At 64.1% G+C, this 23,602-nt stretch carries 25 protein-coding genes; 17 read left to right on the top strand and 8 right to left on the bottom strand.

From position 1 onward, the window contains the following. Positions 1–81 precede the first annotated feature (81 nt). On the bottom strand, positions 82–975 hold the full coding sequence (locus ACQ4N9_RS10275) for a LysR substrate-binding domain-containing protein (RefSeq protein ID WP_390967862.1): 894 nt from the start codon (positions 973–975) through the stop codon (positions 82–84). Positions 976–1,099: 124 nt separating this feature from the next. Between ACQ4N9_RS10275 and ACQ4N9_RS10270 the strand changes: the two genes are divergently transcribed. The 6 genes from ACQ4N9_RS10270 to ACQ4N9_RS10245 all read left to right on the top strand — a co-directional run bounded on the left by ACQ4N9_RS10270 (position 1,100) and on the right by ACQ4N9_RS10245 (position 5,918). Beyond that, positions 1,100–1,735: a glutathione S-transferase family protein gene (locus tag ACQ4N9_RS10270; protein WP_390967861.1), complete on the top strand. Its 636-nt coding sequence runs from the start codon at positions 1,100–1,102 to the stop codon at positions 1,733–1,735. 26 nt (positions 1,736–1,761) lie between these two features. Further along, positions 1,762–2,784, top strand: coding sequence for an LLM class oxidoreductase (locus ACQ4N9_RS10265; RefSeq protein WP_390967860.1), 1,023 nt, complete (start codon positions 1,762–1,764; stop codon positions 2,782–2,784). Positions 2,785–2,856: 72 nt separating this feature from the next. Continuing rightward, the gene (locus tag ACQ4N9_RS10260; RefSeq protein WP_390967859.1) at positions 2,857–3,504 is read left to right on the top strand and encodes a hypothetical protein; all 648 of its coding nucleotides are present in this window, start codon (positions 2,857–2,859) and stop codon (positions 3,502–3,504) included. Continuing rightward, positions 3,501–3,977 carry a surface-adhesin E family protein gene (locus ACQ4N9_RS10255; RefSeq protein WP_390967858.1) on the top strand — a complete coding sequence of 159 codons (477 nt, stop codon included), beginning with the start codon at positions 3,501–3,503 and terminating at the stop codon, positions 3,975–3,977. Before ACQ4N9_RS10260 ends, ACQ4N9_RS10255 begins: the two co-directional genes overlap by 4 nt. Positions 3,978–4,079: 102 nt before the next feature. Continuing rightward, entirely contained in the window at positions 4,080–5,351 is a 1,272-nt protein-coding gene (locus tag ACQ4N9_RS10250) for a diguanylate cyclase domain-containing protein (RefSeq protein ID WP_390967857.1), read from the top strand. 69 nt (positions 5,352–5,420) lie between these two features. Continuing rightward, positions 5,421–5,918, top strand: a complete 498-nt coding sequence (locus ACQ4N9_RS10245) for a GNAT family N-acetyltransferase (protein ID WP_390967856.1) — start codon at positions 5,421–5,423, stop codon at positions 5,916–5,918. A gap of 52 nt (positions 5,919–5,970) precedes the next feature. Here ACQ4N9_RS10245 and ACQ4N9_RS10240 read toward each other — a convergent pair whose 3' ends face one another. Continuing rightward, positions 5,971–6,129, bottom strand: a complete 159-nt coding sequence (locus ACQ4N9_RS10240) for a DUF2986 domain-containing protein (RefSeq protein WP_125463570.1) — start codon at positions 6,127–6,129, stop codon at positions 5,971–5,973. A gap of 165 nt (positions 6,130–6,294) precedes the next feature. On the opposite strand from ACQ4N9_RS10240, the gene ACQ4N9_RS10235 reads away from it, so the two are divergent. Together ACQ4N9_RS10235 and ACQ4N9_RS10230 are read left to right on the top strand one after the other, a co-directional pair. After that, complete coding sequence (locus ACQ4N9_RS10235) at positions 6,295–6,471, top strand: hypothetical protein (RefSeq protein ID WP_190306049.1); 177 nt, start codon at positions 6,295–6,297, stop codon at positions 6,469–6,471. Between the two features lie 102 nt (positions 6,472–6,573). Further along, positions 6,574–7,281: a tellurite resistance TerB family protein gene (locus ACQ4N9_RS10230; RefSeq protein WP_390967855.1), complete on the top strand. Its 708-nt coding sequence runs from the start codon at positions 6,574–6,576 to the stop codon at positions 7,279–7,281. A gap of 24 nt (positions 7,282–7,305) precedes the next feature. On the opposite strand, the gene ACQ4N9_RS10225 is transcribed toward ACQ4N9_RS10230, so the two are convergent. Further along, a complete protein-coding gene (locus tag ACQ4N9_RS10225; protein WP_390967854.1) occupies positions 7,306–8,235 on the bottom strand; it encodes a malate dehydrogenase in 930 nt (309 codons plus the stop codon). Between the two features lie 283 nt (positions 8,236–8,518). Here ACQ4N9_RS10225 and ACQ4N9_RS10220 point away from each other — a divergent pair, with 283 nt between their 5' ends. From ACQ4N9_RS10220 to ACQ4N9_RS10205, 4 genes are read left to right on the top strand one after another with little or no spacing between them, the layout of a single operon-like run. Next, on the top strand, positions 8,519–9,505 hold the full coding sequence (locus tag ACQ4N9_RS10220; protein ID WP_390967853.1) for a DUF1852 domain-containing protein: 987 nt from the start codon (positions 8,519–8,521) through the stop codon (positions 9,503–9,505). 27 nt (positions 9,506–9,532) lie between these two features. Beyond that, on the top strand, positions 9,533–10,564 hold the full coding sequence (locus ACQ4N9_RS10215; RefSeq protein ID WP_390967852.1) for a methionine synthase: 1,032 nt from the start codon (positions 9,533–9,535) through the stop codon (positions 10,562–10,564). A gap of 25 nt (positions 10,565–10,589) precedes the next feature. Next, entirely contained in the window at positions 10,590–11,099 is a 510-nt protein-coding gene (locus tag ACQ4N9_RS10210; protein WP_390967851.1) for a flavin reductase family protein, read from the top strand. Between the two features lie 17 nt (positions 11,100–11,116). Beyond that, a complete protein-coding gene (locus tag ACQ4N9_RS10205) occupies positions 11,117–12,046 on the top strand; it encodes a LysR family transcriptional regulator (protein ID WP_110993640.1) in 930 nt (309 codons plus the stop codon). A gap of 20 nt (positions 12,047–12,066) precedes the next feature. Here ACQ4N9_RS10205 and ACQ4N9_RS10200 read toward each other — a convergent pair whose 3' ends face one another. Further along, positions 12,067–12,708: a LysE family translocator gene (locus tag ACQ4N9_RS10200; RefSeq protein ID WP_390967850.1), complete on the bottom strand. Its 642-nt coding sequence runs from the start codon at positions 12,706–12,708 to the stop codon at positions 12,067–12,069. A gap of 69 nt (positions 12,709–12,777) precedes the next feature. Further along, entirely contained in the window at positions 12,778–13,689 is a 912-nt protein-coding gene (locus tag ACQ4N9_RS10195; protein WP_390967849.1) for a LysR substrate-binding domain-containing protein, read from the bottom strand. A 133-nt stretch (positions 13,690–13,822) separates the two neighbouring features. Here ACQ4N9_RS10195 and ACQ4N9_RS10190 point away from each other — a divergent pair, with 133 nt between their 5' ends. After that, on the top strand, positions 13,823–15,121 hold the full coding sequence (locus ACQ4N9_RS10190) for an NAD(P)/FAD-dependent oxidoreductase (RefSeq protein WP_390967937.1): 1,299 nt from the start codon (positions 13,823–13,825) through the stop codon (positions 15,119–15,121). A 43-nt stretch (positions 15,122–15,164) separates the two neighbouring features. Further along, positions 15,165–16,253: a polyamine ABC transporter substrate-binding protein gene (locus tag ACQ4N9_RS10185; protein ID WP_390967848.1), complete on the top strand. Its 1,089-nt coding sequence runs from the start codon at positions 15,165–15,167 to the stop codon at positions 16,251–16,253. Between the two features lie 10 nt (positions 16,254–16,263). Here the strand turns inward: ACQ4N9_RS10185 and ACQ4N9_RS10180 are convergent, their stop codons facing one another. Together ACQ4N9_RS10180 and ACQ4N9_RS10175 are read right to left on the bottom strand one after the other, a co-directional pair. After that, the gene (locus ACQ4N9_RS10180; RefSeq protein ID WP_390967847.1) at positions 16,264–17,763 is read right to left on the bottom strand and encodes a sensor domain-containing diguanylate cyclase; all 1,500 of its coding nucleotides are present in this window, start codon (positions 17,761–17,763) and stop codon (positions 16,264–16,266) included. Positions 17,764–17,984: 221 nt separating this feature from the next. Beyond that, a complete protein-coding gene (locus ACQ4N9_RS10175; protein ID WP_390967846.1) occupies positions 17,985–19,214 on the bottom strand; it encodes a DUF1835 domain-containing protein in 1,230 nt (409 codons plus the stop codon). Between the two features lie 225 nt (positions 19,215–19,439). Here ACQ4N9_RS10175 and glsB point away from each other — a divergent pair, with 225 nt between their 5' ends. Further along, entirely contained in the window at positions 19,440–20,360 is a 921-nt protein-coding gene (glsB, locus tag ACQ4N9_RS10170) for a glutaminase B (protein WP_347150245.1), read from the top strand. On the opposite strand, the gene ACQ4N9_RS10165 is transcribed toward glsB, so the two are convergent. Next, entirely contained in the window at positions 20,329–20,823 is a 495-nt protein-coding gene (locus ACQ4N9_RS10165) for an NUDIX hydrolase (protein WP_390967845.1), read from the bottom strand. The genes glsB and ACQ4N9_RS10165 overlap by 32 nt on opposite strands. A gap of 132 nt (positions 20,824–20,955) precedes the next feature. Here ACQ4N9_RS10165 and ACQ4N9_RS10160 point away from each other — a divergent pair, with 132 nt between their 5' ends. Together ACQ4N9_RS10160 and ACQ4N9_RS10155 are read left to right on the top strand one after the other, a co-directional pair. Then, on the top strand, positions 20,956–21,417 hold the full coding sequence (locus tag ACQ4N9_RS10160) for a GNAT family N-acetyltransferase (protein ID WP_390967844.1): 462 nt from the start codon (positions 20,956–20,958) through the stop codon (positions 21,415–21,417). A 205-nt stretch (positions 21,418–21,622) separates the two neighbouring features. Beyond that, a complete protein-coding gene (locus ACQ4N9_RS10155; RefSeq protein WP_390967843.1) occupies positions 21,623–23,587 on the top strand; it encodes a hybrid sensor histidine kinase/response regulator in 1,965 nt (654 codons plus the stop codon). Positions 23,588–23,602: the final 15 nt, after the last annotated feature.

Below are 23,602 nucleotides of genomic sequence, written 5' to 3'. Positions count from 1 at the left end.
CCTTTGCGGCCAGTCACTTGCATTGGGGCTTGCGGTTGATGCGCAACTGACAGCCGGGCTTCCCGGCCGTTCTTGCCACTTTCAGCTTGGCCCGGTTGCAAGCTGCCCCTCGATCCAGTCTATGAAAGCCCGCACCTGCGGGCGTTTCAGGGTCTCCTTGCGCGCGACCAGGTAGTAGGCGAACCGTGACGGCCAGGGCCGCTCCACGGCCACCGCCAGCCTGCCGCTGCGCAGGTCCTCTTCGGCGAGCTGCGCCTGCACCAGGGCGATACCCTGGCCGCTGGCGGCGGCGCGCAGCAACAGCAGGTCCTCGTCAAAGCTAGGCCCGCGGCGGCTGCGGTGGTCGGGCTCGATGCCGTGGGCCTGCAACCACAGCGCCCAGTCTGCGCGCTCGGCATCCTGCAACAGCGGGTACTGCAGGCAATCTTCAGGGGCGTGCAGTGCCGGCCCGCTGGCGAGCAGAGCGGGGCTGGCAACTGGCAGTAACGCGGGCGACAGCAGTGTTTTCGACACAAGCCCTGGGTAATCGCCCAAACCATGGCGCAATGCGATGTCTATGCGCTCGCGCTGCAGGTCGACCAGCCGCGCCGTCGCCTCCACGCGCACCTCGATGCCGGGGTGCTGCGCGCTGAAACTGGCCAGGCGTGGCACCAGCCAACTGGCGGCGAACGAGGGCTGTGTGCTGATGGTCAGGGTGTTGGCGTTGGTCTGGATCTCGAGGTCGAGCAGCGCACGCTCGATCTGGCCGAAACCGCGTGAAAGGCCGGGGTACAGGCTCGCCCCCGCCTCGGTCAGCTGCAGGCCATGGCGGCTGCGGGTCAGCAGGGTGACGCCGAGGCGGTCCTCCAACTGGCGGATTTGCTGGCTGATGGCCCCAGGGGTGACGCCCATGTGCTCGGCGGCAGCTTTCAGGCTGCCCAGGCGGGTGGCTTCGGTGAAAGCGCGCAAAGCGAGCAGTGGCAGAACGGCCCCCATGGGATTCCTCTATTTAGAAAATCTAATGCTAGATGCTAAAGCTATCGTTTCTGTATTCACGCCAGCATGCATAGGATAGCGCTCAGGCCAAACAACTTACGTTAGTTTCCCTGAGGTATCCAGCATGCACGACCCCACCCTCGTCCTCTACACAGACAGCTCGCCAAACGGCTTCAAGATAACCATCGCCCTCGAAGAAATGGGCCTGCCCTACCGTCTGGAGCACGTCAACATCGAGCACGGCGAGCACCTGCAACCGGGCTTTCTCGCGCTCAACCCGGCAGGCCGTATCCCGGTACTGGTCGACCGCAGCGCCGATATCGTGCTGTTCGAGTCTGCCGCCATTCTGCTGTACCTGGCGCAGCTCAGTGGCCAGCTGCTTGCCCCACAGCCGCAGCCACGCTGGGCAGCGATCACCTGGCTGATGTACCACAGCGCCAGCATGGGGCCTTTGCTTGGCCAGCGCGTGCACTTCGAATGCTTCGAGGCCACGCCCTGCCCTGCGGCAATCCAGCGCTATCGCCACCTTACCGAGAGCACCTTCGCCACGCTCGACCAGCACCTTGCCAGCCGACCGTGGCTGGCTGGCGAAGCCTATTCGATCGCCGACATCGCCACCTTCGCCTGGCTGCATATCGCAGCGTTGGTGGGCTTCGATTTCAGCAGCCACTCGCACCTCAACCGCTGGTACCGGCAGGTCGACCAGCGCCCCGCCGTGCAGCGCGGCCTGCGCCTGCCCGCCCCGGCCACCGGCCCATGAAGCCCCTAATCAACCAAGGAACGGTCATGCACACCACCCCCTGCGGCGCGAATGCCGCCGCCTTCGCCCATCACCCCGGCTACCGGCGCATGTTCGCCCCCGACCAACTGACCCTGGGCATCTTCCTGCCGCTGCGCTTCTATGACGGCGACATGGCGGTACTCCAAGGGCAGGCGCAACTGGTCAGCGAGATCGACCGGCTGGGCTTCGCCGCAGCCTGGGTGCGCGACGTGCCGCTGTTCGACCCGGCCTTCGGCGACGCCGGGCAGGTGTTCGACCCCTTCACCTACCTGGCCTACCTGGCCGCCCACACCCGGCGCATCGCCCTGGTGACCGGCAGCGCGATCTTCGCCTTGCGCCACCCCATCGACCTGGCCAAGGGCGCCGCCACCCTCGACTGCCTTTCAGGCGGGCGCCTGGTGCTGGGCATCGCCTCGGGTGACCGACCGGTAGAGTTCCCCGCCTACGGGATTGACCATCACAGCCGTGGCGAACGCTTCGCGCAGAGCGTGGACTACTTCCGCCGGCTGCTGGCCGAGCACCCCGGGCCGATCGACTCACCGTTGGGGCAACTCAGCGCTGCCCGGCTGCTGCCCAGGCCCGTCAGCGGGCGCATCCCACTGGTGGTGACCGGCTCGTCGCGCCAGAGCCTGCAATGGCTGGGCGAGCATGCCGACGGCTGGCTTACCTACCCCGACGCCACCCACAACAGCCTCGGCCCACGCCGCCTGGCCGAAAAGATCCGCGCCTGGCGCGCGGCGATCCCCGGCGGCGGCTTCCGTCCGCACATGACCAATGAGTGGATCGACCTGGACGACGACCCGCACTACCCGCGTACGCCGCAGCAAGGCGGCTATGTGTTGCGCACCGGGCGCCACGGGCTGGTCGATTTGCTGAGGGAATGGCGCGGGGCCGGGGTCAACCATGCGGCACTGGGCGTGCAGATGGCCCGGCGCCCGGCGCAGGAGGTGATTCAGGAGCTGGCCGAAGAGGTGCTGCCGCTGTTTCCGGCATTGGCGGGGCCAGGGCCGCATGCGCAAGGCTGGTAGCTTCTGAGTTTGTAACAGCGTCCTGACGCTATTAAAATCGCGTCCTTTCACGCCACCAGGAATCTCCAAGCAATGGACATGCGTCGCCTTTTATCCTTCTCCTGCAGCAAAGCGCTCCTGCCCCTTTTCCTCGCAATGTGTTCCGGTAATGCACTGGCCAGCGGCCTCAGCGAAAGCCTGGTCTCGTGTGAGCCGTCATTCTTCAAGCACCTGTACGCTCAGCGCGCCGACCTGGGCAAGACCGTCAAGCTGGCCCGCGACGATCAGCGCGGCCTGGCCTGGCTGCCGGTGGCGGACCGCCGCGACTTCGACACCGCGTTCCAGCACTTCACCACCGCTGTCGACGACCAGGGCCTGCGCCTGACCAGCTACTACGACCGGGTCATGGACCTGGGCGCGCAAGGCACTTACTACTTCTGGGGCTTCGAAATCGATGCCAGCCGCGAGCAAGTCATGGCCAAGTTGCCGCAGGCCAACTGGCAGGAGGCCGGTGAGTACTTCATTTCCAGGCCGCGGATCAAGCTGAACGCCGATTCCGCCTGGCAGGACAATAATTCCGCTGCCGAGGGGATCGCTCCGGCGGCGGGCTCTGCGGAAAAGCTGCTGATGCTCAGCGTCGAGGACGGCAAGACCCGCTTGCTCTGTTCGTTGCAGGGCAGCGTCGATGAGCGTCTGTTGCAGCAGGAACGCCCGGATGTGGCGCAAGGAACCCCACGATGAAGCGCCTGCCATGCCTGGCTGCAGTATTGCTGCTGGGCGGATGCGCCCACGACACCGTGCAGCAGAAAGCCGTGGCCGAAGCACCGGCCAAGCCCCCGGCAGGCATGTTCAAACTGCTAGCGGACGCCGAACTTGCAACCTACTTCGACGCCCATTCCGTCGCCCTGTACAAGGGCAATCGGAATTTGCGCCAGTTCTACCTGATCAACAACTACCTCGCACCCGCCCCCAGCGATAAACCTCCAGTAATCCGCAGTTCACGGGCGACCCGGGTGATCAACTGCGAGCGGGACGAAATGGCAGAATTCGGCCGGGTGTATTTCTCCCAGTCCTTTGCCCAGGGGAATGAAGTGGCACGCAAGAGCGATGTTGCACAATGGGAGCCGTTGGAGCGGCAGTCATTGATTGGGATATTGCGCGATGCGGTGTGCAAGGTCGATGCGGCGCAACTTCGGGCGGGTAATCCGGAGTAGCCGGATCTGTGAAACAGGGTTGATAACCTTTGTTGGCGAACCGCCATCATCAGATGGGCATAATGCAGCTATTTTCTAGCCACTTGGATCAGTCGCTGCCCGATGATTAGCCTGTTCGTCATCCTGCTCGCCACCCTGCCCAGCCTGGCGCTGCTGTGGCTGCTGCATCGCCAGCGCCAGCAGCACCGCACCCTGCTGGCAGGGTTGGACGTGGGCATGGTGCAGCTGGCCCGTGATGGCCGGGTGTGCTGGCACAACCCGGCCGCGGCCGAACTGCTTGGCTGTGCCAACACACCGCTGCTGGGCCTGCGCCTGCAAGAACGTCTACCGCAGTTGGCCACGCCAGCCGGCTCGGTGCAGGTCACAGGTGACGATGGCCAACCGCGCGCGCTATACATCAGCCAGCAAGGCACGGCCAATGCCAGGCAATGGCTGCTGATCCGTCCGATCCTGGCCGAAGCCGAACGCTTCCAGCGCAGCCAGTATTTCGCCCGTATCGGTACCTGGGACTGGGACATCGACACCAACCATCTGTACTGGTCTGACGCCATCTACGCCATGTTCGGCTATTCGGCCAACGAAGTGACACCGAGCTACGAACTGTTCTGCAACGCGGTTCACCCGGACGATCGCGCCCATGTGCGCGCCGGCGAATTGCGCTGCATCGAAACCGGCGAGAACCACGACGAGGAATACCGGGTGGTCTGGCCGGACGGTACGCTGCACTGGCTGCGCGAGACCGGCAACGTGGTCAAGGACGAACGTGGCACGCCCATAAAGATGATGGGCGTGGTGCGTGATATCACCGAGGAGAAAGCCTGGGCCAACCAGTTGCACCGCCTGGCACACCATGACCCGCTGACCGGCCTGCCCAACCGCCTGGTGTTCGAGGAGCGCCTGGAGGGTGCCCTGGCCTTGGCCCGGCGCAGCCACAGCCGCGTTGCACTGGTATTTATTGACCTCAACGGTTTCAAGGCGATCAACGACAGCCTTGGCCACGCAGCGGGCGATCAGGTGCTGCAGGCCACCGCGGCCCGCCTGCACGAGGCACTGCGCAACTCGGACAGCGTGGCGCGCCTGGGTGGCGACGAGTTCGTCACCGTGCTGGAAGGCCTATCGGCCGAGCGCGCCCCCGAGGACGAGGCTCGGGTGATCGCGCAGCGGTTGCTGTTGCCGCTGGAGGCCCCCATCCGCCTGGGCGAAAGGTTGCAGCGGGTCGGCGTCAGCCTGGGCATCGCCCTGTTCCCCGATCACGGGCAGACCCGCGACCAACTGATCCATGTTGCCGATCTGGCGATGTACGAAGCCAAGCGCAGCGGCGACAACCAGTACCGCCTGGGCCAGGCGCAGGCGCTGCGCGCCCGTAATGGCTGAAAAACAATGCAGCACCCTTGCGCTGCATTTTCTATCATGGCGGCCTCTGATTCTTTACCCGAGACCGCCATGCCCCTCCCCGCCTTCCGCACCGCCACCCCTGTCGACGTCGACCGTTGCTTCGAAATCGAAATCAGCGCCTATGAAGGCGACGAAGCCGCCACCCGCGAGAAGATCGCCACCCGCATCGCCCAGTACCCACAAGGCTTCCTGATCATGGAACTGGCGGGGCGAGTGATCGGCTTCATCAACTGTGGCTGCGCCCACCAGGTGGTGATGTCCGACGAGGCGTTCAAAGAGCTGGTGGGCCATGACAGCGCGGCGCCCAACGCCGTGATCATGTCGGTGGTGATCGACCCGGCCCACCAGGGCAAAGGCTACGCCAGCCTGATGATGCGCACCTTCGTCGAGCGCATGCAGGCGATGGGCAAGCGCACCCTTCACCTGATGTGCAAGGAGCGCCATGTCGAGCTGTATGCGCGCATGGGCTATCAATACGTCAAGCCTTCGGCTTCCGACCATGGCGGCATGGCCTGGCACGAGATGGTGATGGTGCTGCCGGGCTGAGGCCCATCAGCGGGCCTGCGTCAGCCGGATGATCTGCCGCGCAGGGGCAGGATCAGCTCTCGGCGCTGGCATCAGCCAGGGCGCCGGCTTCAGCCGCCAGCTTTGCCCGGTCGGCTTTGCAGATGTATTTGGGCTTGCGCGGCGCCAACTTGGCACTGGCCTTTTTCGCGTGGGCTTTAAGGAGCTGCTTGATCTTTTTCTGGCGGTTCATTGGGTTGTCCGGGTAGGTCGGGCTTGATGCACAGGCGCCATCATACCGGCCTGCAGCACCGTCGGCGACGGCAAGCGCTGCACGGCACTGCTGCTTGTTTGTCGGCAACGCGCTACCCTCGCCCACCACACAGAAGTCTTGAAGACTCGATGCCAGGAGTATGGGATGCAAAAGCTGTTGTTACCGATCGCCATTTTCGTGAGCGTGATTGCCGTGGGCAAAGTGTGCGAACACTACGCCATGGACCCGACGCTGAAAATCGGCCTGCTGTGCCTGGTGGCAGCAGCGATACAGATCGGCTTTAACCGATATCAACGTTCGCGTCAGCGCAAGTCCACCTGAGCATTACCCTCGGCTTTCCCATCGGTCAGGCGGTCATGGCAGATCGCCTTGAGAGGGCTATCGTTGCTGTCTGGGCAACCACTACCAACCGAGGGCGGCGCCATGAACACCAGTGATCTGCTCGAGCAGTTACTCCGGGCCGGGCAAAGCTCGCGAGCGCAACAAGGGAACGCCGGCAGTTCAGCGCAAGACAGCCTGGGCGGTTTGGGTGGCTTGCTTGGCGGCCTGCTTGGCGGCGGCAGCAGTTCGGCTGGCGACGGCCTGGGTGGTTTGTTGGGCGGCCTGTTGGGTGGCGGCGGCAGCGCTGGCCAGGGGCGCTCTGCAGGTGGCCCCAATTACGCGGCCCTGGCGTCGTTGGGCATGATGGCGTTCCAGGCCTATCAAAGCTGGCAACGCAGCCAGGCGGCAGCCCCGCAACAGGCGCTGCGTACTGTCGATCAATTGTCCGGCCCCGAGGCCGAGGACCACAGCCATGCCATCCTGCGCGCGCTGATTGCGGCCGCCAAGGCGGACGGCCGCATCGACGAACAGGAAGAACAGCTGATCTACGCCGAAATCAAACGTCAGACCAGCGACCCGCAACTTCAGCAATGGCTGGATGAGGAAGTCAGCAGGCCGCTCGATGCCATGCAGGTGGCCCAGTCCGCCCGGGACCCGGCCATGGCCGCGGAGATGTACCTGGCCAGCGTGATGCTGGTGGATGACCAACAGGACGCAGAGCGGGCCTACCTCGACGAACTGGCCAGCGCACTGCAACTCGATCCGACCTTGCAGTTGCACCTGGAACAGCAGGCCAAGGGCGGCGCCTGAGCGGGCTGCGATGCGTTCACCTGCTTACATCGCTTTCATTTCTGCAATGTCGCGCATCACCTGGTCGGCTGAGTGATCGAACATCGCCTGCTCCTGCGCATCCAGGGGCAGCTCGATCACGCGCTTGATCCCTGACTCTGCCAGCACACAGGGCACACCCATCGCGATATCCTTTCGCCCGTACTCGCCGTCGAGGATCGCCACCGTCGGCAAAATGCGGTTGCGCCCATTGGCGATGGCATCGACCATCTGCGCGATGGCCACACCGGGAGCATCGCAGGCGCTTCCCAGCTTCTTCAAGCCCAGAATCTCGCCGCCACCCTGGCGAGTACGCTGCACGATCCGCTCGATCTGTTCGGTTGACAGGAACTGGGACAAAGGCACCGAACCGACCGCGCAGTAGCGCATCAGCGGCACCATGCTGTCGCCATGGCCGCCCAGTACCAGCGCCGTGATGTCGCGAGCACAAAACCCGGTTTGCTCGGCGATGAAACACTTCATGCGCGCGGTATCCAGCACCCCCGCCTGCCCGAACACCTTGTCGCGCCCCAGCCCACTGCGGGACCAGGCCCGATAGGTCAGCACGTCGACCGGGTTCGACACCACCAGCAAGGTCGCCGCCGGTGCATGGTGCCTGATATCCAGCAGGATGCTGTCGAGGATGGGCAGGTTGATGCTCAGCACATCCTGACGCGATTGCCCTGGTTTGCGCGGCACGCCCGCAGTAATCACCACCAGCTCGGAACCTTGCAGCATTTCGGCATCGGCTCCGCCAAGCAGCCGGGTATCGGACCCCGACTCGATGGCCGCCTGCCACACATCCAGCGCCTTGCCCTGCGCCAACTCGCCCTGCACATCGATCAACATCAACTCGCGGCACAACTCTTCCCGGGCGATGACCTGGGCCGCCGCCTCGCCCACCATGCCGGCACCTACAATCGATAACTTGTTCATCTACCACCTCCCGCAGTGCGCGAAACCCGCAGCGCGCACGCCTGTACAGAGAAGTATCGACCCCTTGCGCCAGAAGGCCACTGGAAGCTGCGTTATCGACCCAAAGCCGCCTTTCACTGCATCGCCCCATGCTGTTCTGCCTTGCTGGTCGTATTGAGCAGCGCAGCAGTCATGAGCGCGACTAAAGGGCTTGTGAAATCAATTCAGTTCCACTCGCTCAGTACCGCCACATAAAATGCATGCCAATTGCACTGTTTATGAATATTTGAGTGGGACCCCGATCATGGTGAAAACGGATTTTGAATTTTCCATCAAGCGCATTCGCTTCGACGAAAATTATCAGCCCTCCGAAAATACCCGCCTCACGACCAATTTCGCCAACTTGGCGAGGGGTGCGAGTCGTCAGCAAAACTTGCGCAACACCCTGCGGATGATTGACAACCGCTTCAATGCCTTGGCGCACTGGGACAATCCAAATGGGGATCGTTACAGCGTCGAGCTTGAAATCATTTCCGTCGAAATGAATATCGATGCCGAAAGCGCCGACAACGGCCTGCCGCTGATCGAACTGTTGAAAACACAGATAGTCGATCGAAAAACCGGCGAACGTACGGCCGGCATGGTGGGGAACAACTTTTCGTCTTACGTGCGCGATTACGACTTTAGCGTGCTGCTCCTGGGGCACAATAAAAACCAGCCAGCGTTCAGCACCCCAGCGCACTTCGGAGAACTGCACGGAAAGCTATTCAAGTACTTCGTCAGCTCAACAACCTATAAAGAGCACTTTGCCAAGCAGCCTGTCATCTGCCTAAGCGTTTCCAGCAGCAAGACCTACCATCGCACTGAAAACCAGCACCCGGTACTGGGTTATGAATATCAGCAAGATGAACACTCGTTGACCGATGACTACTTCGCCAAAATGGGCATGAAGGTGCGTTACTTCATGCCGCCGAACAGTGTGGCACCACTGGCCTTCTATTTCTCCGGCGACCTGCTCGGTGACTACAGCAACCTTGAGCTGATTAGCACCATCAGCACCATGGATACCTTCCAGAAGATCTACCGTCCCGAAATCTACAATGCCAATTCTGCGGCTGGGAAATCCTACCAGCCCAGCTTGAAGCATGAAGATTATTCGCTGACGCGTATTGTCTACGACCGAGAGGAACGTAGCCGGCTGGCTATCGAGCAAGGGCGCTTTGTCGAGGAACACTTCATCAAACCTTATCACTCGATACTTGAGCAGTGGTCCGCCAACTACGCTGCCTGACTTTTCAGAAATACAAGGTCATCCTTCATGAAAAAGCTGTTACCCACCTCGACGGCAGGTAGTTTGCCCAAGCCCTCCTGGCTGGCACAACCCGAGACACTCTGGTCACCCTGGAAACTGCAAGATCAGGCATTGATCGAAGGCAAACAGGATGCCTTGCGTTTGTCATTGCAGGAGCAGCAACACGCCGGCATCGATATCGTCAGTGACGGCGAGCAAACCCGCCAGCACTTTGTAACTACCTTCATCGAGCACCTGAGCGGCGTTGATTTCGAAAAGCGTGAAACCGTGCGCATCCGTGATCGCTATGACGCCAGCGTACCGACAGTGGTGGGTGCTGTAGCGCGGCAAAAGCCAGTGTTTGTCGAAGATGCCAAGTTCCTGCGTCAGCAAACCGGGCAACCGATCAAATGGGCGCTGCCAGGCCCCATGACCATGATCGATACGCTGTATGACAACCACTACAAAAGCCGCGAAAAACTGGCCTGGGAATTCGCCAAGATCCTCAACCAGGAAGCCAGAGAGCTGGAAGCTGCCGGTGTTGACATCATCCAGTTCGATGAACCGGCATTCAATGTGTTCTTCGACGAGGTAAACGACTGGGGGGTTGCCACCCTGGAACGGGCCATTGAAGGCCTCAAGTGCGAAACCGCCGTCCATATTTGCTACGGCTATGGCATCAAGGCCAACACCGACTGGAAAAAGACCCTGGGATCAGAGTGGCGGCAATATGAAGAGGCCTTCCCCAAGCTGCAAAAATCCAGCATCGATATCATCTCGCTGGAATGCCACAACTCTCATGTCCCCATGGACCTGATCGAGCTCATCCGCGGCAAGAAAGTGATGGTCGGCGCCATTGACGTGGCCAACCACGCCATTGAAACACCTGAGGAAGTGGCCAATACCCTGCGCAAGGCACTGCAGTTCGTCGATGCCGACAAGCTCTACCCGTGCACCAACTGCGGCATGGCCCCTCTGCCTCGTCAGGTCGCCCGCGGCAAGCTGGGTGCCTTGAGCGCAGGCGCAGAAATCGTCCGCAGAGAACTCCTGGCCAATTGAAGGCAGGTAAACGTCAGGTCCTACCATGTCACTTTCCACCACTGCCATCGAGCCCTCGCGCTTTCGCGAAGCGCTCGGGCACTACGCCTCCGGTATCACGGTCATCACCTCGCACATCGATGGCGAGCCGCTCGGCTTCACCTGTCAGTCGTTCTATAGCGTGTCGATGAGCCCGCCGCTGGTGTCATTCAGCGTGATGGCCAGCTCGGCCAGCTACCCCGGCATGCGCCAGGCGGGTCGCTTTGCGGTGAACATCCTGTCGGGTGAGCAGGTTGGGATTTCCAACCGGTTCGCCCGCAAAGGCACGGACAAGTGGCATGGCGTCCAATGGCAGGCGTCGCCTTTGGGCAACCCGGTCATCGCCGGCAGCCTGCACTGGCTCGATTGCCAAATTCACGCCGAGCACGCGGCCGGCGATCACCTGATCGTCATCGGCGAAGTGAAAGCGTTGAAGCTGCATGAAGCCTCGGCTACGCAACCCTTGCTGTATTTCAAAGGAAACTATTGCAACCTCGCCGCGCCTGGCGCGGCTTGAGGCTTTGCCTTCTGCTCATGATCGATTTGAGACACCTTCGTACACTGCATGCCTTGCGCGAAACGGACAGCCTGCCGGACGCCGCCGAGCGCCTGCACCTCACGCAGTCGGCGCTGTCGCACCAGTTCCGCGAGCTGGAAAACCGCCTCGGCATGCCCGTGTTCGTGCGCAAGTCCAAGCCGGTGCGCTTTACCACCGCCGGCCTCAAGCTGCTGCAACTGGCCGACCAGGTACTGCCCCTGATCCGCACCACGGAACGCAACCTGGGCAAACTGGCTGGCGGCACGGCCGACCGGCTGCACATCGCGATCGAGTGCCACAGCTGCTACCAATGGCTGATGCCCTCGCTGGATGAATTTCGCAGCGCCTGGCCAGAGGTTGAACTGGACCTGGCATCGGGGCTGTCGTTCGCGCCGCTGCCGGCCCTGGAACGCGGGGACCTCGACCTCGTGGTGACCTCCGACCCCATCCCCCTGCCCGGCATTACCTACGTGCCGCTATTCGGCTACGAAGCCATGCTGGCCATCGACAAGCACCATGCCCTGCGTGAAAAGCCCTATGTGGAACCTGCCGATATCGCCAGCCAAACCCTGATCACCTACCCGATCGAGCGCAACCGCCTGGACATCTTCACCCGCTTCATCGAACCGGCCGAGATCGAGCCGGCCCAGGTGCGCACCGCAGAAATGACGATCATGATGATGCAGTTGGTGGCCAGCGGCCGTGGGGTTTGCTGCCTGCCGAACTGGGCGGTGCATGAGTACACCTTGCGCGGTTATGTGATTGCCAAACGCCTGGGCGAGCAAGGCCTGCACGCCACGCTGTACGCGGCGGTTCGCAGCGACATGCTCGAAGTGCCCTACATGAGTGATTTCCTGCTCACGGCCAAGGACATTTCCTTTGCCACGCTGGAGGGCGTCAATACGGTGTCGACGCCCGTGGCCTGAGCTTTACAGCAGCCCCTGCTTCACACTCCCTGCCGGCGCATGGTCAAAATCGCCGCGCCAAAACCAATGAAGGTGGTCCCCACCACCCGGCTCACCCAGCGCGACAGCGCCGGCCGGGTCAGCACGCCCTTGGCCCGGGTGGCGAGCGCGGCATACAGGCTCAGCGACGCCAGCGACAACGCCATGAAGATGCTGGTGAGGATCAGGAACTGCGGCAGCAACGCGGCGCCCTGGTCGATGAACTGCGGGAACAGCGCAGTGAAGAACATGGTCGCCTTGGGGTTGGTCACCGCCGTGAGGAACGCCGACTTGTACAGTTTGCTGGGCGTGGGGCTGGCCTTCTTCGCGCCCTCCTCGAGGCCGTCCACCAGCATCGGGCTTTTCTTCAGCAACTGCTTGGCGCCCAGGTAGAACAGGTAGCCGGCACCGAGGATCTTCACCGCGTTGAACAGCCATTCGGAGCTGGCCAGCAAGGCGCCGAGGCCCAGCATCGCCGCCGCCGACAGGCAGAACAGCCCGCTGGCGTTGCCCAGCGACGACCACACCGCGCTGCGTTGCCCGTGGGCCAGGCTGTTATTGATCGCCATCAGCGTTGCGGGGCCAGGGCTGGCAATGGCGATCGCGGCGACCAGGGTGAAGGCAAGGATCGAGTGGGCATCCATTTTCAAGGGCTCTGCGGGGCTGGAGCCAGCAGCTCACAGAAGCTTTCGGGTAAAGGCTCGGCCCGCGTACTAGAGCGGGCCAGGCCGGGTGTGCTCGAGTTGCGTCTGAAACCACTGCAGCACCGCCTTGCAAGCCGGGTGCGCCACCCCGCTGTCGCGCAACCACAGGGCATACACACCACCGGTGCGTAGCGGCTCACCAAACGGCACGATCAAGTCGCCCCGGGCCAGGGCATCGTGCGCCAGCATCCGGTCACTCATGGCCACGCCAAGGCCACGGGCTGCTGCATCCAACGCCAAGTCATCGAGGTTGAACATCAGGTGCTGATAGGCCCGCTCGGGCTGGCCCTGGTGCGCCTGCAACCACAGGTTCCATTCGTGGCGCGCGGTCGAGCCGTGGATCAGTGCATGGCCTTCCAGCGCGTCCAATGACCCGGGTGGTGGCTGGCCGTCACCCAGCACAGGCGCGCAGACCGGCAGCAGATACTCGTCGAACAACAGCGTCAACGGACGCTCGTCCAGCCCCTCGCGCAGGTACAGCACATAGGCATCGCAGTCGCCGCTGGTGTCCACCACCTCGCCGCTCACGGTCTCGATGGACAAACTCAGCGCCGGGTTGAGCGCATAGAAACTGCTCAGCCGTGGCAGCAGCCAGCGCACGGCCAGCGAGACGAAGATGCGAATGCGAAACGGGCGGTCCATCGGCGGTGGCGACAGGCGTTGCGCCAGGGCGCGCAGCGCGGCCATCGACTCGCTCGCCACCGCATACACATCGCGCCCCTGGTCGGTGAGCGCCACCTTGCGGCTGGTACGGTCGAACAGCGCCACGCCGTAGTGCTCCTCCAGCTGCTGGATCTGCCGGCTGATCGCGCTCTGGGTCAGGTGCAGCTGCCGGGCGGCCTCGGTAAAACTGCTGCAATCCGCCACCTGGATCAGCGCCTGAAGCGCTTGCAGCGAGGGCACACGAAAAATTTTATCCATGCGTTTTGAGAATGGCTGAATGAATTATTTGCGTTAGAAACATACCCACAGCCCTCGTAGATTAGGCCCAACAGGCGCACCCAGGCACAACACCGATAAACCGTGCGCATTGATTGTGGAGGAGCTGATGGCAATCGACAACCGCTGTGGATGGATCGCGCTGGCCGGCGAATCCGCCGCGCATCCACGCCTGAACGGCAACCGCACCGCCGACTGGCTGATCATCGGTGGCGGCATCACCGGCCTGGCTGCGGCGCACACCCTGGCCGCCCGCTTCCCCGGGCAACGCATCGTGCTGCTCGACCGGCAGCGGGTTGCCCAAGGCGCCTCGGCGCGCAACTCGGGGTTCGCCGTCAGCCATGAAAAGCCGGCATCCAGCGAGCTGCTGGGCAAGCCCGGTTTCGCCGATTTCGCCGTGGCCTCGCGCATCGGTGTGGCGGCAGGCCAGGAAGTGCGCCAGCGCATCAGTGAACTGGGCATTGCCTGCGAATACGATGACGCCGGCTACCACTTCGCGGTAAGCCAACCGGCGCACCTGCAACAGGTCGACGCCATGCTCAAGACCCTCGAAGCGGTCGGTGCCAGCGCCCACTACCTGGAAGGTGACGCCCTGCGCCAACGCCTGGGCAGCAGCTTCTACACCCGCGCCATCCACTGCGCCGGCGGCAACGCCCTGCTGCAACCGGCCAAGTATGTGCGGGGGCTGGCAGACCAGCTGCCCGAGGCCGTGCAGGTGTACGAAAACAGCGCGGTGCTCAGCCTGCGCCGGGGCGAGCACGGCTGGCAGGCCCGCACCGAGGCCGGCCAGGTCAGCGCCACCCGAGTACTGGCTTGTGTCGGCGCCTTCCTGCCCCGCGTGGGGGTGCACCACAGCGGCACCTTCCCCCTGGAACTGAGCGCCAGCATCACCCGCCCCCTGACCGAGGAACACTGGCAACAACAGTTCGGCGAACGTACCTGGGGCGTGCTGTCGAGCCTGCCGGGCGGCGCCACCCTGCGCCTGCTGCCGGGCCGGCGCCTGCTGATCCGCAACACCGTCGAATACCGCTGCCGCGACCTCAGCCCGGCACAGCTGCAGGCCCGCCGGCACGAACACCTGGACGGGCTGCAAAAGCGCTTCCCAGGGCTAAACGCCCAGGACCTCGAATACACCTGGACCGGCCATCTGAGCGGCACCCGCTCCGGCGAACCCTGCTTCGCCAGGGTCGATGAAGGCCTGTACGCGGTCGCCGGCTGCAATGGCTCGGGGGTCGCCCGCGGCACCCTGTGGGGCCGGCTGCTGGTCGAGATGGCCACGGGCGAAACCTCGCCGCTGCTGACCGATGTGCTGGCCCAGGCCCGCCCCGGCTACCTGCCGCCACGGCCGCTGTTCGACATCGGTGCTTCCCTGCGCATGGCCTGGGAAGTGCGTCGGGCTCGTCTGGAACGTTGATAAACCCAAGCGCTTGCGCACAATCACAACAAGAGAGGGCAAGATGATCAGACCCACCTGCATGGCCATCGCTTCCACCGCGCTGCTGAGCCTCGCCGCCCAGGCAGCCGAGTCGGTCAATATCGCCAACTGGAGCAGCTATATCGCCGACGACACCCTGGCGGTGTTCACCCAGCGCACCGGCATCCAGACCACCTACGACCTGATCGACAGCAACGAAACCACCGAAGCCAAGCTGATGACCGGCGGCAGTGGCTACGACCTGGTCAGCCCGTCCAACCATTTCCTGCCACGGCTGATCAAGGCCGGCGCCATCCAGGAGCTGGACCGCAGCAAGCTGCCCAACTGGAACAACCTCGACCCCAAGCTGATGAAGCTGCTCGAGGCCAGCGACCCCGGCAATCGCCACGCGATCCCGTACATGTGGGTGACCACCGGCATCGGCTACAACGTGGACAAGATCAAGGCGATCTTCGGCAGCACCGACGTCACCGACTCCTGGCAACTGCTGTTCAACCCAGAGAACATCAAGAAGCTCAGCGCCTGCGGCGTGGCCTTCCTCGACAACCCCACGCAGATCCTGCCGATCACCCTCAAGGTGCTGGGCCTGGACCCGCACAGCCAAAGCCCTGAAGACTTCAAGAAGGCCGAGGCGGCGCTGCTGGCGATCCGCCCGTCGATCAGCTATTTCCACCAGTCCAAGTACGTCAGCGACCTGGCCAACGGCAATATCTGCGTGGCCATCGGCTTCAGCGGCGATGTGCTGCAGGCCATGAGCAGCGCGCAGCAGGCCAACAATGGCGTGCACCTGGGCTACAGCATCCCGCGCGAAGGCTCGACGGTCGCCGTCGACATGGTGGTGATCCCCAAGGCCGCGCCGCACCTGGATGCCGCATACGCCTACCTGAACTACCTGCTCGACCCGCAGGTGATGGCGCATATCAGCAACGCGGTGAAGTACCCCAACGGCAACGCGGCCTCGCTGCCCTACGTGGACCCGGCGCTGCGCGACAACCCGGCGGTGTACCTACCGCAGGCAGTGCTCGATACGCTGTTCCCGATCCAGACCCTGTCACCGGCGGGCATGCGCTTGAGCACACGGCTGTGGACGCGGATGGTCAGCGGCAAGTGAGGGTTGCGACTCAGGCACAGGCCGCACGATTGCGGCCCGTACCCTTGGCGCCGTACAGCGCCTGGTCAGCCCCGTCGATCAAGGCCTGGCCGCTGTGCAGTTGCGCCCCCGGCACCGAGGCAATGCCGACGCTCACGGTAACCTGCCCAAAGGGGCTGGTGCGATGCTCGATGTTGCGCTGGCTCAGCCGCTCGAGTACATGCCGTGCCACCGCCTCTGCCCCATCACGCTCGGTGTTGGGCAGGATGACGCCGATTTCCTCACCGCCATAGCGCGCCACCAGGTCACCGGCGCGCCGGACACAGGCCTGCAGCACGTGGCTGACTTCGCGCAGGCAGGCGTCGCCGGCAACATGCCCGTAGGTGTCGTTGTACAACTTGAAGTAATCGATATCGATCATCAGCAACGCCAGGCTCGTGCCCTGGCGCTGGGCGCGCTGTACTTCCAGCGCCAGGGTTTCATCGAAACAGCGGCGGTTGGCAAGGCCCGTCAGGGCATCGTTCATCGCCAGGCGTTCGAGCTGCTGGTTGGAGTCCAGCAACTGTTGCTGGGTGACCCGCAGCTCACCCTCCACGGCGGTCCTGCGGCGGATATCGCGGATCAGCATCCAGCCGATGACGCCCGTCAGGCCCAACAGGCCGGCCACCACCAGCAGCGACACCAGCGCCTCGAGCTTCCATGCCGCCAGCACTTCGTGCTTGCCCACCGCGACCGTGGTCACCAGCCCCAGCCGGTCGTTCTTGCGAAAGGCATACAACCGCTCGACGCCATCGAGGCTTGAGGTGAACGATGCAGTCCCCACGGATTGCTCCACCAGGTACTTGGCATAGATCGGCGACTTGGCGAAGTTGCGCCCCATGTCCTGCTCACGGAAGGGATAGCGCACCAGCATCGAGCCGTCGGTATAGGACAGGCCGATCGCGCCTTCCTGCCCGACATCGATCTGGCCGAACAGGCTCAGGAAGTTCTGCACCCCCAGCGTCACGGCCACCACCCCGGCAAACGCGCCATCGGCGTCATTGAAACGGCGGCTGATGGTGATCACCCACTCCTGGTTGGAGCGGCTGCGGATCGGCAGGCCGATGAAAGGCTCGCGCGAAGGATCGTCGCGGTGATGGATGAAATAGGCCCGGTCACTGCTGTTGGCACCCGACGGGATCGGCCGGTTGGACGACATCAGCCAGCGGCCTTGGTTGTCGTAGATGGTGACGCCGCTGAGCTGCGGCATCAGCGGCTGCTGACGGCTCACCAGGGTTCTGAGCCGCTCGATCTGCGCCGGGCCGCTGCCTTCGGTCTCCAGGCGCTCGACCAGGCCAAGCAGCAACAACGAGCTCTGGCGCACGATGCCTTCGGAATAGGTCGACAGGGCCTGGGTCAGGTTCAGCCCGTGGACGTTCACCTCCTCCAGCGCACGCTCCCGGGAAGCCATGACTTTCCACAGGGTCAGCGATGCCAGCGAACAACCAATAACCAGTAGCAAGAGCACAACGAGGTGGATGTCACGCTTCACGTCAGTACCTGATGGAGATTCCGAATTCTCAAGCTGGCTGCCATTACCTGCAGGCAACGGCACAAGGCGCATTCCTGGCCATGGGCAAGGATACAAGGAGTCGCGTAGCGGCGCAGTAACCACAACCGCTGCAAGGGGAAAACGTTTGCTGCTCGCGACGCATTTTGCCGCGGTGTCGACGCTTGAAAAGCGACGACGCGCGGCGTTGCGAACTCAAGTGTTCATCGCTGCCACACCTGCCCTGCCTCATTCACTACCCAGGGCGCCTGGCCAGCAGCGATCCGCACCCCGCCCACCCAGCGCTCGGCCGGCTGTTGGTCGAGCCAGTTGGCCTGCCGGCCCAGCACCTGCTCACCCAGCGCCGTAAGGCGTAACGGACGTTGTTGCCAGCTGGCGCCCTCGCCTTCGAGCAGCAATGGCCGTGGGCTGTCGATCAACGGGCGCAGCAGCACGCCGAACATCATGTCACCCAGGTAAGGCAGCGGTTCCTCGTGCGCCATCAGTTCGGCAAACACCCGCGCCGCCGGCTGCTCGCCCAGGCGCGCAAGGATGCGCAGGGTCAAGCGCTCGGTCAGGCTCAGGCCATCCTCGGCACCGGGCAGTTCCTGCAGCTGGCGCGCCAGCGCTCCCTGCAGCAGCGGCAGGACCGCATGCGGGCGGCCAGCAAGCTGCGCCCAGGCGCGCGGGTCTGGTGCGGTGTAGGCGGCCCAGGCCTGCCGCGCCAGGGCCAAGGCGTCCTCGCCGAGGGTGCGCCGTTGTGGCCACAGCCAGGCCAGCACATCAGGGGCCAGTTGGCCGATACCGATGAAGCGCTGCACACCGGGGACCTGGCAGGTTTCGATCAGTTCCAGGCGGCGCGGCAGGCACGGCAGGCTGGCCAGTACACGAATCAGGAACAACTGGTCGTAGGCGTCCGCCTCGCACCAGAGGACCATTTCGCTGTCGCTGTTCAACTGCGCCAATGCTGCGCGCTGCCTGGCCTGGCGCTGTTCGATATCCTGCGCCGGGAGCTTGAACGCCCGCAGTACATACTCGGTACGTACCTGCCAGTAAGCCGCCTCCGGCAACGCCGGCACCGGCCCCATGACCATGGGGTCGTCGAACATGTGGAAGGCACCGGTAAACCCGGCGATGCGCAGGCTGTGCTCGATATCGTTGCCGCAGCGCCAATGCTGCACCTGCGCTTCGCCGTCGGCGGCAAAACCAGGGTGGCGGGCAGCGAAATCGACTGCATCGGCATGGGCCTTGAGCTTTGGCCAACTGGGGAAGCCGGCTTCGCGGGCGACCAGCCACTGGGTGTCGGCCAGCCGGTACTCGGGCCCGGGCAAGCCAAGGGCGCGCAGTTGGGCGCGGGTTTCGTCGTCCAGGGTTTTCAGCAGACGCTTGGCGCGCTTGCGCAAGGCGGGCAGGTCGATCAGGCCGTGATGGCGGGATGCATGAATGGCGGGCATGCCAACTCCTTGTGGGGCTCGGTCCGCCGACAAGCCGGGAGCTGGAATGTAAAGAAACCGTGCTGTGCCTGGGCAACCCCTTCGCGCGGACCGCGGGCGCAGCGAACGCCTGGGGCGAGACTTTAGCGGCTGGCGGCGCTTGACGCAATCGATGTGCTCCGAAGCCGCTGGCCTGCGTCTATCAGGACTTCCCGCAAGCGCTGCCCTTTCGCCCCAGGTCCCCCGATGCAAGCACTTCTGCAAGAGATCCTCGACCACGTCCGCCCCCTGCTCGAACAAGGCCAGGTGGCGCAATACATCCCCGCCCTCGCCCAGGTCGAACCGCGCCAGCTGGGCATCGCCGTGCAGGGCCTGGACGGCCAGTTGCACTGCGCGGGTGACGCGCAAACGCCGTTCTCGATCCAGAGCATCTCCAAGGTGTTCAGCCTGGTCCAGGCGATCAACCACAGCGGCGAAGGCATCTGGTCGCGGCTGGGCTACGAGCCATCGGGGCAGGCGTTCAACTCGCTGGTGCAGCTGGAGGTGGAAAAGGGCCGCCCGCGCAACCCGTTCATCAACGCCGGCGCCCTGGTGATCTGCGACATCAACCAGTCACGCTACGCCACCCCGACCCTGTCGATGCGCGACTTCGTCCGCCGCCTGGCCGCCAACCCGAAGATCGTCAGCGACAGCGTGGTGGCCGAGTCGGAATACCAGCACCGCGCGCGCAACGCGGCCATGGCCTACCTGATGCAGGCCTTCGGCAACTTCCACAACGATGTCGACGCGGTGCTGCGCAGTTACTTCCACCATTGCGCGCTGTCGATGAGCTGCGTCGACGTGGCGCGTGGTTTCGCCTTCCTGGCCAACAACGGCTTGTGCCCCAACAGCGGCGAGCAAGTGCTGAGCGCGCGCCAGGCGCAGCAGGTGAACGCGATCATGGCCACCAGCGGGCTGTATGACGAGGCCGGCAACTTTGCCTACCGGGTGGGCTTGCCCGGCAAGAGCGGCGTGGGCGGCGGCATCGTCGCGGTGGTGCCGGGGCGCTACAGCATCTGCGTGTGGTCACCGGCGCTCAATGCCGCGGGCAATTCGCTGGCGGGGCTGCGGGCACTGGAGCTGTTGAGCGAGCGGATTACCGGCTCGGTGTTTGCGGCGCTGTCGTAAGTTCCGGCGCCGGAGCAAACACGCCCTCTTCCTCCAGTTTGCCAACCAACCATTGCGGCCACACGGTGTCGGTGGTCGCCCGCAGCTCCTCGGCCGACCACCAGCGATGGTCAGCGATCACCGCGCATTCGTTTGCAGTCCACTCGGCGTTGGACAGCGCGCATTGCACCACCTGCACGATGAAATAGCGCTCCACCGACAGCACCTCTTCGCCGCTGGGCAGCACCAGCGGGAAGCGGCGTTCGGCGATAGACTCACCCACCGCATCGATGACGATGCCGGTCTCTTCACGCAACTCGCGAATGGCCGCTGCCTCGAAGCTCTCGCCGGCCTCCAGCCCGCCGCCCGGTGTAGCCCAGTAATCGTCACCGGCCAACGCGCCTTGCGTGTGCACGAACCTGAACAACAGCACCCGTTGCTGCGGGTTGATGACCAGCAGCCGTGCCGATTTGCGCTCGCGCATAGAGGTGTCCTTACTCGCGTGGGGGAACAGGCCTGGCATTGGCGCCCGGGCCAAAAAGTGCGCCATCATACGCGAGCGCCCCAGCGCCGGTACCCCTGGCCTGCAACAAGGCCTCACTTGAAAGGAATGCCCATGCTCCGCCTGGATTGGCTCGAAAACCACATGCAGCACAGCGACACCCTGGCGCTATGGCTGCACCAGCAGTTCCACTACGAATTCGCCGACATGCCCCTGCCCGACTGGCAAAAGGCATTCTCCGATGGCCAGTACAATGGCCAGTGGCGCTGCCTGATCGCCCTCGACGGCGACCAGCTGCTGGGCAGCGCCGCGCTGGCCACTGACGACCTGCCCGAGCGCCCCGACCTCGGCCCTTGGCTGGCCTGCGTATTCGTCACCCCGCAGGCGCGTGGCCAGGGCCTGGCCGAGCAACTGATCGACGGCATCTGCGAACAGGCGCGCGCAACCGGCATCACGACCCTTTACCTGCATACCCACGATCAGCAGGCGTATTACCAAAAGCGCGGTTGGCGCCTGCTGGAGCGCTTCGAGGCCTGGGGCGAGGAACACGGGTTGATGTCACGCGAGCTGGGTTGAAACGCCAAGGCACTGGCCCGCGTGATCCCACAGGGAATTTTTTGCCACATCAGGGGATCGGATGTCGCAGCCCCCTTTTTTGCAGGTGCAGGTGTTGCGCTGATCCCGGCAAGGCCGAGGCGCAGCGGCTAATCTGAACATTCGATCACTAGGCGCGCACACCTGAGGAGCCCGCCAGACGCACTCGACTTCAGGACCCCTACAGATGCCCAACAGCCGACCAGAACCCCCGGCAGTTCCCACATTGGGCCGCGCGCTGCTGGACAGCGAGCTGCGCTTGCGCTTGCTGGCGACCGCGAGCAGCACCGCGATCTATCGCATGAGCCCTGACTGGCAGGCCATGCATCAACTCAGCGGCGAGGGGTTTCTGCAAGACGCCACACAACCCGACCCGCAGTGGATCGAAACCTACATACCCCCGCAAGACCGGCCCAAAGTGCTCGCCGCCATCGCCAAGGCCATAGCCGAGCGGGCCATCTTCGAACTGGAACACCGCGTATGGTTGCCAGACGGTCGCTTCGGCTGGACCCTCTCGCGGGCCGTGCCGATTTTCGACGAGCACGGCGAGATCAGCGAATGGTTCGGCGCTGCGGTGGACGTCACCCAGCAGCACGAAATGATGGCCCGCCTGCGCGAGAGCGAATCGGCATTCAAGACCATCGCCGACACCGTGCCGCAATTGGTCTGGGTGGCCGACCAGAACGGCCGCTTCGAATTCTTCAACCAGCGCTGGCACGACTATTTCGGCGAAACCGGCCAGCAAGAGGCTTTCCACTGGTATGCCGAAACCTGCGTGCACCCCGACGACATTGCCGCCGCCGAGCAGGGTTTTGCCCAGGCCCGCGCCAGCGGCCAGGTGTTCGAGAGCGAGCACCGCCTGCGCCACCACGATGGCAGCTACCGCTGGTTCATGGTGCGCGCCCAGCCCTACCGCGACCCTGAGAGCGGCGCCCTGCTGCGCTGGTACGGCACCGCGGTGGACGTGCACGACCGCCATGGCGCCGAGCAGCAACTGCGCACCTTCAACCAAGCACTGGAAGTCCAGGTGCAAACCGGCTCTCGCGACCTGCAGGCGGCCGAAGCGCAGATGCGCCAGATGCAGAAGCTCGAAGCCATCGGCCTGCTCACCGGCGGGGTGGCCCACGACTTCAACAACCTGCTGACGGTGATCCGCAACGCCGCAGAGCTGATGCGCCGCAAGCCGCTGCCCGCAGAGCGCCAGCAGCGTTACCTGGACGCCATCCTCGACACCACCGACCGCGCCGCCAAGCTCACCAGCCAACTGCTGGCCTTCGCCCGCCGCCAGGCACTGCGCCCGGAAGTGTTCCCGGTGCTGCATCAGGTCGAACAGATCGCCGAAATGCTGCGCAGCATCGTCGGCGCGCATATGCAGGTCCTGGTGCAGGGCCCCGCGCAGCCCTGCTACATCGAGGCGGACCTGAACCAGTTCGAAACCGCCCTGGTCAACCTGGTGGTCAATGCCCGCGATGCCATGCAGGGGCAAGGCACCATCACCCTCACCATCGAAACCACCGATGACCAGGTCACCATCGCCGTGACCGACGACGGCCATGGCATCGCCGCCGCCGACCTGGAGCGGATTTTCGACCCGTTCTACACCACCAAGGAAGTCGGCAAGGGCACCGGGCTGGGGCTGTCCCAGGTGTACGGTTTCGTCCATCAGTCCGGTGGTGCGATCAGCGTGCAGAGCACCCCCGGCCAGGGCACCACCTTCACCGTGTCGTTGCCGGCGGTGGCCGCCCCCGCCCCCGACCGGGCAGCGGCGCCCGAGGCCCCCCTGGTTAAGCCCAAGGGCCGCATCCTGGTGGTCGAGGACAACCTGCAGGTGCGTGAATTCACCGCCAACCTGCTGGCCGACATGGGTTACGCCACCTGCCTGGCCCACGACAGCATCAGCGCCCTGGCGCTGTTGGAAGCCGGCCAGCCGCGCATCGACCTGGTGCTGTCGGATGTGGTCATGCCCGGGGTCAGCGGCATGGAACTGGCCCGCACCATCAAGCGCCGCTGGCCCGACATCGCGCTGGTGCTGACCAGCGGCTACAGCCAGGTGCTGGCCGACGATGCGCAGCCCGGCGTAGAGCTGTTGAACAAGCCGTACTCGGCCGAGCAGTTGTTGCGTGCGTTCGAGGCTGCAATCAAGCCGTCCTGAACGGGTGCTGCCTGC

Origin of the sequence: Pseudomonas sp. ES1 (genome assembly GCF_050586605.1) — a bacterium.
In the GTDB taxonomy this organism is placed as follows: Bacteria; Pseudomonadota; Gammaproteobacteria; order Pseudomonadales; family Pseudomonadaceae; genus Aquipseudomonas; species Aquipseudomonas sichuanensis.
Note: the sequence above shows the minus strand (reverse complement) of the source record. Positions and strands in the feature narration are given on the sequence as shown.